The sequence below is a fragment of the Streptomyces lushanensis genome, from assembly GCF_001700515.1.
GTDB lineage: Bacteria > Actinomycetota > Actinomycetes > Streptomycetales > Streptomycetaceae > Streptomyces > Streptomyces lushanensis.
The window spans coordinates 1-11,621 of the sequence record NZ_MAUD01000402.1 but is presented as its reverse complement, the minus strand read 5'-3'; the positions used below and the strand labels follow the sequence as shown (position 1 = coordinate 11,621).

The following is an 11,621-nucleotide window of genomic DNA, read 5'->3' as shown; positions in this document are numbered from 1 at the left end:
GGGGAGGACTGCGCAGTCCTCCCCTGCGCAGTCCTCCCCACCGCGGCCCGCGCCACCGCCCGCGCCGGACAACGACGACGAGCGTGCCGGCGCCCGTGGTGCCCTCTCCTCCGGACGGTTCCTGGCACGGGCCGCGTTTCTCACCGCGCTGCTGACCGCCGCCGGAGCCCTCCTCGGGCTCCTCCGCGACCAGACCATCGCCCATCTCTACGGCGCCGGTCCCGACACGGACGCCTTCCTCGTCGCCTGGACCGTCCCCGAGGTCGCCGCCACGCTCCTCATCGAGGACGCCATGGCCCTCATCCTCGTACCGGCCTTCAGTCTGGCGCTGGCCCGCAGGGCCGCCGAACCGCCCCCCGGGCAGGATCCCGTACGGCTGCTCATGCGGACGACCCTGCCCCGGCTCTGTCTCGCCCTCAGCGCGGGCGCGGCCCTGCTGATCGCCACCGCGCCCTGGGTGGTGGCCGTCCTCGCGCCCGGTCTGCCCGAACCGCGGCTGGCCGTCGACTGCACCCGGCTGACCGCGACCTGCGCCTTCACCTTCGGCATGGCCGGGTACTGCAGCGCGGCCCTGCGCGCGCACGGCAGCTTTCTCGCACCCGCGATGATCTACGCCGTTTACAACACCGCCATCATCACGACGATGCTGGTGGTCACCGACCGCTGGGGAGTACGGGCCGCCGCCGCCGGTGTCGCGCTCGGCGGGGTGCTGATGGTGCTGGTCCAGGTGCCGTTCCTGTGGCGGAGACTGACGGAGCGCCGGCCGGTGGCCGGCAGCGGTACGAAGGGCGGCGGGAGCGGACCGCCCGTCACGCTCGCGCTGCTCGCGCCCGTCGTCGTCTTCGCGCTCAGCAGGCAGTCGCAGGTCCTCATCGAGCGGTTCCTCGCCGCGCCGCTGCCCGCCGGGGCCATCTCGCATCTCAACTACGCGCAGAAGGTCGCGCAGATCCCGATGACGCTCTCCATGATGCTGTGCACGGTCACCTTCCCGGTGATCGCCCGCGCGATGGCGGCGGGCGAGACCGACCGGGCGCGGCGCCGGGTCGAGCGCGATCTCGCGCTGGCCGGGATGATCGTGCTGGTCGGAGCCGCCACCGTGATCGCCTGTGCGCCGCAGATCATCGAAGTGCTCTTCCAGCGCGGCGCGTTCGACCGGGCCGACACGGCGGCGACCGCCGATGTGATGCGCGTCTACGCGCTCGGTCTGCTCGGCCACACGCTCGTCGGCGCGCTGGTGCGCTGCTACTTCTCCGCCGCGCGCCCGCTCTGGTTCCCGGCACTGGCCATGCTCACCGGGCTCGCCCTGACCACGGGCGCGGGCGCCCTGCTGGTCGAGGTCTGGGGCGTCCTCGGCATCGCCGCGGCCAACGCCCTCGGCATCACCCTCACCGCCGCCCTGATGCTGCACGGCGTCGGCCGCCACAGCGTGCCCGTCGACATCCGTTCCATGACCGGCGGACTGGTCAAACTCAGCTCCGCCGCCGCGGCGGCCACCGGCTCCGGCTGGCTCTGCGGAAACCTCATCCCCTCACCCGTACTGGGCGCCGCGGCGGCCTGTGTGGCCGTCGCCGCCGTGTTCCTCGTCATCGCCCGCGCCCTTCAGGCGCCCGAGATCGACACCATCCTCCGCCCCCTCACACGAAAGCTCGCACATGTCCGCTGACACGGTGTCCCCAGGCCCCTTGTGGGCAGCCATGTACCACTCCGTCGCCGACACCACCGACGACCCCTACCAGGTGACCGTCTCACCGGCCCGGCTCGAAAGGCAGTTGCGCTGGCTGAGCCGGCGCGGACTGACCGGCGTCGGCATGGAGCGGCTGCTGCGCGCACGCGCGAAGGGCCGCGGCGCCGGACTCGTCGGACTCACCTTCGACGACGGATACGCGGACTTCCTGGAGCGTGCCGTACCGCTGCTGCGCCGGTACGGCTTCACCGCCACCGTCTTCGTCCTGCCCGGCCGTCTCGGCGGTACGAACGAATGGGACAGCCTCGGCCCCCGCAAGCCCCTGCTCACCGCGGACGGTATCCGTGAGGCCGCCGAGGCCGGTATGGAGATCGGCTCCCACGGACTGCGCCACACCGATCTCACCAGGGCCGACGACGAACTGCTCGCCGCCGAGACCGCGCGGAGCAGGGAACTGCTCCGGGCCCTGACCGGCGCCGAGGTGACCGGCTTCTGCTATCCCTACGGCACGGTCGACGCCCGTGCCGTCGACGCCGTACGGGCCGCGGGCTACACCTACGCCTGCGCCATCAGCCCCGGACCGCTGACCGGGATGCTCGCCCTGCCCCGCGTCCATGTCGGCGAGAAGGACACCGGAGCGCGGCTGTACCTCAAACGGCGGCTGCACCGCTGGCGCCGCGAGCCCGTACCGGCCGCGGAGTGCACCGCGTACACCGACGCCCTGGTCGGCACGGCCGGGAGGACCGGACCGTGAGAGTGCTGCACATCATCACGGGCCTCGGAATCGGCGGCGCCGAGCAGCAGTTGCGGCTTCTGCTGAGCCGGCTGCCGACCGAGAGCGAGGTCGTCACCCTCACCAACCCCGGTCCGGTCGCGGAGGGCATCGTCGCCGACGGCGTGCCGGTCACGGACCTCGCCATGACCGGCAACAAGGACCTCGGCGCGCTGCCCAGACTGACCAAGCTGGTCAAGCAGGGGCGGTACGACCTGGTGCACACGCATCTCTACCGGGCCTGTCTGTACGGGCGGTTCGCGGCCCGGCTCGCGGGCGTACGGACCATCGTGGCCACCGAACACTCCCTGGGCGCCGTGCAGATCGAGGGCAGACAGCTCTCCACCGGCGCCCGCGCGCTCTATCTCGCCGGCGAGCGCCTCGGCACCACGACGGTCGCCGTCTCCGCCACCGTCGCGCGCCGGCTGGAGCGCTGGGGCGTGCGCCACGACCGGATCCAGATCGTGCCCAACGGCATCGACGTCGGGCGTTTCGCCTACGACGAGAACGCACGCCGCGCCGCCAGGAGCCGTCTCGGGCTGCCGCTGGACGCCTTCGTGGTGGGCGGTGTCGGACGGCTGACCCCCAGCAAGCGCTTCGACACGCTCGTACGGGCTGTCGCCGAACTGCCGGGCGCCCGGCTCCTTCTGGTGGGCGACGGACCGGAGAAGGAGCGGCTGCGGCGGCTGGCGCGGCGGTGGGGAGCGGCCCATCGGATCCTGCTGCACGGCGCGTGCGAGGATCCGCCGCGGGCCGTCCCGGCGACGTCACAGGGCGGGCCGCCGGACGGGCCGCCGGACGGACATCCGCGGGAGCCCGCCCACACGCCCGATCTGCCCTCCCTGCTCGCCGCCATGGACGTCTTCGTGTCCACCTCCTACGACGAGGCCTTCGGACTCGCCGTCGTCGAGGCCCTCGCGGCCGGGCTGCCGGTCCTGCACGTCACCTGTCCCGCGCTGCACGACCTGCCGGCCGACGACGCGCCGGGAGCCCGGCAGATCAGCGGTTCCGTGCCCGAACTGGTCGCCGAGCTGAGGCAGTTCGAGGAGAGGGCGCCGCGCCGGCTGCCCGTGCCCAGGGCGGCACGCCACTACGACATCTCCCACAGTGCCGAACAACTGATGACGGTGTACGGGCATGCCGTGCGCGGTACGGCCCCCACCCGAGAGGTGAGTTGCCCATGAACCAGTCGAGTCCTCCGCGGCGCCGGGCCGCGCGGCGCGTTCCGGTGTCGGTGAGGCTGAAGGCGCTGCCCGTCTGGGCGATCGTTCCGGCGGCGGCGCTGACCGGCGCGCTGGCCGGAGGCGCGTACGGACTGCTCCGTACGCCCGAGTACACGGCCACCAGCTATGTCCTGGTCGTACCGACGCAGAAGTCCGATCCCGCCGCGGCTCTCGGCTTCGCGACGGCGTACGGACGGATCGCCTCCCAGGTGGCGCTGCTCGGTGACGCGCCCGTCTGGTCCGGTGTGCCGGCGGAGACCCTCAAGAAGAACGTGCGGACGGCCACTTCGCCGGACGCGCCGATGATCTCCGTGACGGCGACCTCCTCCGAGGCGGCGACCGCCGTGAACATGGCGGACGGCGTCGCGCGCTCCCTGGTCGTCAACGGCACCCATCTGCAGGGAAGTACGCAGGTACGGGTGCTCCAGTTCTCCCGGGCGGTCGAGCCGACCAGCCCGGCCTCGGCGTCCGCGTCCCTGGCGGCCCTGGTCGGCGCGAGCGCGGGCGGGCTGCTCGGCGGGCTCGGTCTGCTGGTGCGGCCGAGACGGCGGGCCGAACAGGTCCAGGTGACCGTCCCGGGCCCGGCGACGGCATCCCAACCACAGCCGGAGACAGTCTGATGCACACCGAATCGAGACGGGTGACCGGTATGCCCGCGGCGGCGGCCCGCACGCGCTCCGCCGCGGTGTCCCCGGCGCCCTCCGCGTCCCCTGCCCCCTCCGCGTCGTCCGGGGCCTCCGTGTCTTCCACGTCCCTCTCCTCCTCCCCCTCGGCACCCTCCGCCTCGTCCGTCTCCGGGTCCGTGTTCACCACGGAGGTCTGCCGGGACCTGGGCCGCTTCGCCGCGCTCGCGCCGGACTGGCACGCGCTGCACCGCCGTTCCCGTAACGCCACTCCGTTCCAGAACCACGCCTGGCTGCACTCCTGGTGGGTGTCGTACGGCACGCCCGGACGGCTGCGGATCGTTCTCGTACGCAGGGCCGGGCAGTTGGTGGCGGCGGCGCCGCTGATGCTGGTCCACCGTCCCGTTCCCGTCCTCGTACCGCTCGGCGGGACCATCTCCGACTTCTCCGACGTCCTGCTCGACGACCGCCGGCCGGAGGCCGCGTCGGCCGCGCTGGCCAGGGCCCTGCGCGAGGTGGCCCGTACGTCGGTGATCGATCTGCGGGAGGTACGGCCGGGCGCCGCCGCGGAGCGTGTGGTCGCCTGCTGGAGCGGTCCGCGCCGGCGGCTGGCGGACTCGGTCTGTCTCGAACTGCCCGCCGTCCCCATGGACGAACTGCTCGGCAGGCTCGCCTCCTCGCGCGCCCAGCGCTTCCGCGCCAAGCTGCGCAAGCTGGACGCGCTCGGTATCGACGAGCGGGTGGTGCCCGAGGACGAGATCCCGCTCGCGGTCGCCCGGCTGCTGGAGCTGCACCGGCTCCAGTGGCAGGGCCGAGGTGTCACCGCCGAGCATCTCAGTACGCGCTTCGCGGAGCACCTCAGCCGGTCGGTACGGGCGATGGCCGGGTCCGGCGACGCCCGCCTGACCGAATTCCTGCTGGCCGGAGAGGTGCTCGCGGCGGATCTCACCCTGATGTCGGGGACGCTGGCGGGCGGCTATCTGTACGGAGCCGATCCCGGGCTGCGCGCCAGAAAGGTGGATGTGGCCACCATGCTGCTGCGCAGCGGCGCGCGGCAGATCAGCGGGAGCGGGCGCACCACGCTGAGCATGCTGCGCGGCAACGAGCCGTACAAGCACCACTGGCGCCCGGAGACCGTGCGCAATCAGCGGTATCTGCTCTCCCGGCCCTGTCTGGAGCCTTCGCTGCGGCTGCTGATCGGACACGCGGCGGCCCGGGGACGGGCCGCCGCGCTGGTCAAGCGGATGCGGCGGGACTGAGCCCTCGAAGGCCGCGGGGCCGGACTCAGGAGCCGAGTCTGCGCCACCAGGTGAGTGGCATGCAGACCTTGCCGCCGAGCCACCGCTCGATCCAGGGACCGAGGTCCATCGGCGTACAGGCCGGCGGACGAGCGGGCTCCGGTGCCGGAGCGGGCCCCGGCGCGGCTGCCGGGGTGGCCGTCGGTGTGGCCGTCGGCGCCGGAGCGGGCTCCGGCGCCGGGGTCCCGCCGGCCGCCGGGGTCGGCGTCGGAGTGGGTGTGGGCGCCGGAGTGGGTGTCGGTGTGGGTGTCGGCGCCGGTTCCGGCGCCCGGCCGTAGAGCATGGACCGGTACACCTTCGACGACTCGGGATTCTCGTCGCACTGCCACACGCCGTGCGGACAGTAGTCGGTGACGGTGTTGTAGAGCGGTTTGTACGTGTCGATCCACTGGAGCATGCGTCGCATGTACTCGGGGTTGTCACCGTTACGGAAGAGGCCCCACTCCGGATAGGAGATCACCTTTCCATGCGCGGCGGCGAAGTTCACATGGTGGCGGAGTCCGAAGGGCTCCCCGACCTGTTCGTCGAAGGTCCGGCCCGGCGGCTGGTCGTACGAATCCATGCCCATGATGTCCACGAAGCCGTCGCCCGGGTAACACGCGGTCCAGGGAATGTCGTCCAGTCCCCGGTTGGGCGCGAAGTCGAAACGGAATTTCTGGCCCGGTACCGCGCGCATGGCGGTGACGATGCGCTGCCAGTACCGCTTCCACGCCATCGGCGCGGGCCCGCAGCGGTGGGTGTAGGTGTTTCCGTTCATCTCCCAGCCGAGCACGATCACCGTGTCCGGGACGCCGAGGCCGACCAGGCGTCGCGCCAGGGTCCTGAAGTGCTCGTCGTACAGGCCCGCCGCGCCCTTGAACAGCTCACGGCGGACGTGCGCGTCACGGACACGGTCCTCGGTGCGCTCCAGCATGGGGACGTTGAGCACGAACAGCCGGTCGTCCCGCGCCTTTCGCCACTGGGCCCAGTCCGCCAGGAAATTCGGGGCGCCCTCGATGTTGGACCACACGTCCCCGGGCAGATAGCTGTGCCCGACGCGCAGTTCCGTACCGCCCAGCCATTTCTGCATGGCGGCCATGCGTTCGACGCCCTTCGGGCCGAAGTCGAGATAGGCGCCGGTCGCGGGAGCGGGTGCCTGCGGCGGCCTGTGCGTGGCCGCCGCGTCCGGATCTTTCGCGTCACCGGGAGCGGACAGCGCCGCACCCGAGGAAAGGAGACCGGCCATGACCACACCCAGACACGTGGCGGTCAGCCGGCGACGTCGATGGGACATATACAAGCTCCTTGCGAGTTGAGCTCTCTTCCGTGGCCGCGAGCCGTGGTCACGCTCCTTCAAAAGTATTTCTAATGAGCCGAACGAGAACCCGGCCTGGCGTTCTGGTAGTCCGTTCGTGAATTTCATCCCCCGCTTGGGCCATCGAATTGGGCCGTCGAATGGAAGGACACCGCTGTGCCGAGCTTTGACACCCGTGTTCCCGCCGTACTCATGAGGCTCGACCAGAACCCTTTCCACCACGGGACGCTGGGCGCCGTCCGGTCTCTCGGCCGGGCCGGGATCGAGGTGCACACGGTGGTCGAGGCCGCGCGCGGACCCGTCGGCCACTCCCGTTATCTGCGCCGTACCCACCCAAGACCCGACGGCTGCCGGGATCTGGCGGAGATTCAGCGACTGCTGTTCCAGGTCTCCGACCGGCTCGGCACACCGGCCGTGCTGATTCCCATGGACGATCTGAGCGCCATCACCGTGGGACAGCTCCAGTCCCGTCTGACCGGCCGTTATTTGCTGCCTGAACAGCCGTCAGGGCTGCCGGAGCGCGTCGCGGACAAGGCGGAGCTGGTCGGCATCTGCCGGGAGCTCGGCATCCCGCACCCGCGCACGGTGATGCCCGGCTGCGCGGCGGAGGCGGCGGACGCCACGGGTGCGCTCGGGCTGCCGGTGGTGGCGAAGTGGAGCAGACCGTGGCTCCTTCCCGAGGCGGCCGGGCTGCGCAGCACCGTGCTCGTACGCTCCGCCGGCGAGGCCCGTGAGCTGTACGGACGCAGCGCGGAGGCGGGCAGCAGACTGCTGCTCCAGGAGTTCCTGCCGCACGGCCGGGGACTGGACTGGTTCTTCCACGGATACAGCGGCGCCGGCGGCGAGTGCCTGGTCGGGGCGGCCGGCCGCAAGGAGAGATCCTGGCCGGCCGGGGCCGGTCTGACCGCCGTGGGCACCTGGCTGCCCAATCCGTCCGTGGAGCGGACGGCCCGTCAGATGGTCTCCGCGCTCGGCTACCGAGGGATTCTCGATCTCGACTTCCGCCGGGACACCGCGACGGGCGCCTACCACCTCCTCGACTTCAACCCCAGGCCCGGCGCGCAGTTCCGGCTCTTCACGGACCGGTCGGGCACCGATGTCGTACGGGCGCTGCATCTCGATCTCACCGGCCGGGCCGTTCCCGTACAGACCGCCGCGCACGGCAGGACCTTCGTGGTCGAGAACTACGCGCTGCTGTCGGCGCTCACCGCCCAGCCCTCGGTCCGCGCGCGGCGCACCGGTCGCGCCGCAGTCCAGGGCGGCGGGAGGCCCGGCGCCGCGGAGCGGTCCCCGGCGATGGAGGCCGCGTGGTTCGCGCTGGACGATCCGCGGCCCGCGTACGCCATGGCCGTCGCCTGGGGGCTGCACGCGGTACGCAGAGGACGGCGCGGGCTCGGGCGTCTGCTCGGCGGCATCGCGACCGACCGGCGCGGAGGGGAGTCCGGCCGCCACGATCCCGCGCTGCCGAGGACGACCCCGGTGCTCAGGCGGGGGCGCAGCCCCGCCGCCGCGCAGGGCGTCCCGGCGCCGCACCGGCCGTGAGGACCGGCGCGCCCTGGGCGCGGCCCGCCGACGGACCGTCATCCACCTGAACCGACCCGACTGATCCCCCCGACTGACCACCCCGGCACAGAGAGCGGAACACATTGATGTACGACCTGGTAGTGGTGGGCGCAGGCCCCTACGGACTCTCCATCGCCGCGCACGCCGCGGCGGCCGGACTCGATCTACGGGTCTTCGGCAGGCCGATGGCCTCGTGGCGGGACCATATGCCGCCCGGGATGTATCTGAAGTCCGAACCGTGGGCGTCGAATCTCTGCGATCCGCAGGGCGCGTTCGGTCTGGCCGACTACGCCGCCACCCGGGGAGCGGAGGTACGGCACGGCGTTCCGCTGCCGGTCGGCTTCTTCGCCTCGTACGGACTGTGGTTCGCGGAGCGCGCGGCGCCGCCCGTCGACGAACGTATGATCACGGCCGTCCAGCCCGTCCTGGGCGGATTCCGGCTCTCCACCGAGGACGGCGAGAGCGTGCTCGCCCGCACGGTCGCGCTGGCGGTCGGGGTGATGCCCTTCATCGACATTCCCGCGCCGCTGCACGCGCTGACGCGGGAGCAGGTGACGCACAGCAGCCACCACGCGGATCTGACGCGTTTCGTGGGACGGGACGTGACCGTCATCGGAGCGGGCCAGGCGGCTCTGGAGACCGCCGCGCTCCTCGCCGAACAGGGCACGAGCGTCAGGGTGGTGGCCCGGTCGGGCAGGCTCAACTGGAACACGCTGCCGCCGCCGCTGGACCGCCCGGTCAGGGAGACGGTCCGTATGCCGCACACCGGACTCGGCTGCGGATGGAAGAACTGGCTCTACGCGGAGACCCCGGGCCTCTTCCGCCGGCTTCCCGCCCCGACCCGGGCGCGTGTCTTCACCTCGGCGCTGGGACCGGCGGGCGCGTGGTGGCTGCGGGAGCGGTTCGAGTCGGCGGTGGACGTCAGGCTGAGCGAGAGCCTGGCGAGCGCGGACCCGACGGACAACGGCGGCGTACGGCTCGAACTGGTCGCCACCACAGGCAGGGTGCAGACCGTGGAGACGGACCATGTCATCGCCGCCACCGGATTCACCCCGGGACTGGAACGGCTCGGTCTGCTCGACGGCGAGCTGCGGGCCGGGCTGGCGACGGTCTCTCCCAGCACCGCGCCCGAGGCGAGCCCGCTCTTCGAGTCCTCGCATCCGGGGCTCTTCGTCGCCGGGCTGCTGAGCGCGCCGTCGTTCGGCCCGTCGATGCGCTTCGTCTACGGGGCCACGTACACGGCCGAGCGGCTGGTACGGGGAGTGCGGCGCCGGCTCGGATCGCGCGGCGGATCGCTCGGTACCGTCCGGCAGCGGCAGGCGTCGCCGGCCTCGCAGCCGATGCCGGCAACGGCCGGGAAGTCACTGCTGAGCTGAGGTGGCGTCAAAAGCAGTCCGGCCGGTCCGCCGGCCGGGAGGATCCGCCGCGATTCTCCCGGCCGGCCGGACACGTCGACCGTCCGCCGCCGGCCGTGGTCAGCCGTGGGTCAGCCGCTGCCGGCCGCTGCCGGCCGCTGTCAGCGGCGGGCGCGCGCGGTGCCGCGGCGGTACAGGATGCCGCCGCCGAGCAGCAGGCCCGCGCTCAGCGCCGCCATGCCGAGAAGGCCGCCGTCGCTGCCGGTGGAGGCGAGTTCCGCGACCGGGGCGGGAGAGCCGGGCCCGGAAGGCGCGGCGGGAGTGACCGTGTCGGGAACGACCTTGCCGCCCGGCGGTGCGCCCGGCACGGGCGGGGTCCTGTCCGTACCGTCGCCCGGCTCGTCGCCTCCGGGAGTGCCGGGCGTGCCGGGAGTCTCGGGCGTGCCGGGCGTCTCGGGCGTCTCGGGAACGCCGGGCGTTCCGGGAGTCTCCGGGAACTGCGGCTCCAGCGGGAGGCCGGGAAGGGCCACCGGCGCCCCGTTCGCGCACCGGTTGCCGAACGCCGGGTTGAGCACACCGACCAGATCGACGGAGTTGCCGCAGACGTTCAGCGGGACGTCGAGCGGCACCTGGACGATATTGCCCGAGCCCACACCCGGCGATCCCTTGGCGACGGCGCTCGCGGCGGCGCCGGTGCCGGTGGTCTGCCGGTGCGGGTGCGCCTGCTTGTGCGGGTGTGTCTCGTGCCGCTGCGGGACGCGGGCGGGCGTGTCCTCCGGCGGGGCCACCGGTGCGTGGTCCGGCCCTTCCGGGACGGAGGGCGCCCGGTCGTCGTGCCGCTCGGGAGCGCGGTGGTCAGGGTGCGACTGCGGGTGCGACGAGGATCCCCCGTGCGCCGCCGAGTGTCTCGGCCGGCCCGATGTACTGACACAGCCGTTGCCGAAGGCGGGATTGCCCACTCCGACGACGTCCACGGTGTTCCCGCAGACATTGACCGGGACCTCAATGGGTGCCTGGACAGTATTGCCCGACAGCACACCCGGTGATCCGGCGGCCACCCCGTCGCTCTCCACCGCGATGGCATGGCCACCGCCCAGGGAGAGCACGCTCGACGCCGCCGCGGCGGCGAGCAGCCCTTTACTGATGAGGTCTCGCATCTATCTCTTCTCCTCCTGCTGTGACATCGGGGCCTACTGAGACCGGTCCCGAAGCAGGGGAACCCCGCGCTTCGGGACCGGGCGCGCAACGTCAGGCGTTGACGCAGGTGTTGCCGAAGGCGGGGTTCAGCAGGGCGATGATGTCGATCGTGTTACCGCACAGATTGATGGGGACGTGGACGGGAACCTGAATGACATTGCCCGAGAGCACGCCGGGAGAACCGGCGGCGATGCCCTCGGCTTCGGCGTCGGCCATGGCCGGGGCCGCGGCCCCCATCGTCATGAGCAGACCTGCGACGACGGTTGCGGTCTTCTTGCACTTCATCGTGAGCCCTTTCCGCAGCGGCGTTCCCGTTCGCACGACTGTCGTGGCACGCGAGCATCGAATTCTCGGCCCGTACGTCCGCTGCTGGAACACCAACGAGTTGGCCCTTGCCAAGGAAACTGTCCTGTTTTATGGCTTTCTCCGGTTCACTCGATTGCCGCGTGAAGGGATTCGGGATTTTCGTTTCTGCGTAAGAAGGGGCTTTCCGTGGAATACGGCGACGGGCCGGAACGCTCTTCGGGCGGTGGTGCGCGGTGCCGGTCAGCTGTTGCCGGCGCCGTTCCCGGACAGGACCGGGATGTCGTTCAGGATGTGCGACAGCGGCTC

11 protein-coding genes are annotated in these 11,621 nt (G+C 72.1%); 8 read left to right on the top strand and 3 right to left on the bottom strand.

From position 1 onward, the window contains the following. The 5 genes from BFF77_RS27775 to BFF77_RS27755 all read left to right on the top strand — a co-directional run. The coding region (locus BFF77_RS27775; RefSeq protein ID WP_066955100.1) for a lipid II flippase MurJ at positions 1-1,663 on the top strand (1,663 nt) is incomplete at its 5' end. Between the two features lie 31 nt (positions 1,664-1,694). Continuing rightward, positions 1,695-2,438 carry a polysaccharide deacetylase family protein gene (locus tag BFF77_RS27770; protein ID WP_079125548.1) on the top strand — a complete coding sequence of 248 codons (744 nt, stop codon included), beginning with the start codon at positions 1,695-1,697 and terminating at the stop codon, positions 2,436-2,438. Then, positions 2,435-3,640 (top strand): glycosyltransferase, encoded by a 1,206-nt coding sequence (locus BFF77_RS27765; RefSeq protein WP_066955094.1) that lies wholly within the window; start codon positions 2,435-2,437, stop codon positions 3,638-3,640. Before BFF77_RS27770 ends, BFF77_RS27765 begins: the two co-directional genes overlap by 4 nt. Next, positions 3,637-4,299 carry a YveK family protein gene (locus BFF77_RS27760; RefSeq protein WP_066955091.1) on the top strand — a complete coding sequence of 221 codons (663 nt, stop codon included), beginning with the start codon at positions 3,637-3,639 and terminating at the stop codon, positions 4,297-4,299. Before BFF77_RS27765 ends, BFF77_RS27760 begins: the two co-directional genes overlap by 4 nt. Positions 4,300-4,418: 119 nt before the next feature. Next, positions 4,419-5,561 (top strand): GNAT family N-acetyltransferase, encoded by a 1,143-nt coding sequence (locus BFF77_RS27755; protein WP_425424435.1) that lies wholly within the window; start codon positions 4,419-4,421, stop codon positions 5,559-5,561. A gap of 25 nt (positions 5,562-5,586) precedes the next feature. Here BFF77_RS27755 and BFF77_RS27750 read toward each other — a convergent pair whose 3' ends face one another. Beyond that, on the bottom strand, positions 5,587-6,873 hold the full coding sequence (locus tag BFF77_RS27750; protein ID WP_066955088.1) for a glycoside hydrolase family 26 protein: 1,287 nt from the start codon (positions 6,871-6,873) through the stop codon (positions 5,587-5,589). A gap of 177 nt (positions 6,874-7,050) precedes the next feature. Here BFF77_RS27750 and BFF77_RS27745 point away from each other — a divergent pair, with 177 nt between their 5' ends. After that, positions 7,051-8,436 carry a carboxylate--amine ligase gene (locus BFF77_RS27745; RefSeq protein WP_066955085.1) on the top strand — a complete coding sequence of 462 codons (1,386 nt, stop codon included), beginning with the start codon at positions 7,051-7,053 and terminating at the stop codon, positions 8,434-8,436. 107 nt (positions 8,437-8,543) lie between these two features. Continuing rightward, on the top strand, positions 8,544-9,833 hold the full coding sequence (locus BFF77_RS27740) for an NAD(P)-binding domain-containing protein (RefSeq protein ID WP_066955082.1): 1,290 nt from the start codon (positions 8,544-8,546) through the stop codon (positions 9,831-9,833). Positions 9,834-9,973: 140 nt separating this feature from the next. Here the strand turns inward: BFF77_RS27740 and BFF77_RS27735 are convergent, their stop codons facing one another. Both BFF77_RS27735 and BFF77_RS27730 read right to left on the bottom strand, forming a co-directional pair. After that, positions 9,974-10,969, bottom strand: a complete 996-nt coding sequence (locus BFF77_RS27735; protein ID WP_066955079.1) for a chaplin — start codon at positions 10,967-10,969, stop codon at positions 9,974-9,976. Between the two features lie 91 nt (positions 10,970-11,060). Next, entirely contained in the window at positions 11,061-11,294 is a 234-nt protein-coding gene (locus tag BFF77_RS27730; protein ID WP_066955076.1) for a chaplin, read from the bottom strand. Between BFF77_RS27730 and BFF77_RS36330 the strand changes: the two genes are divergently transcribed. After that, positions 11,284-11,621, top strand: a 338-nt coding sequence (locus BFF77_RS36330; RefSeq protein ID WP_211280327.1) for a hypothetical protein, incomplete at its 3' end; no start/stop codon positions are given. The two genes, BFF77_RS27730 and BFF77_RS36330, sit on opposite strands and share 11 nt — an antisense overlap.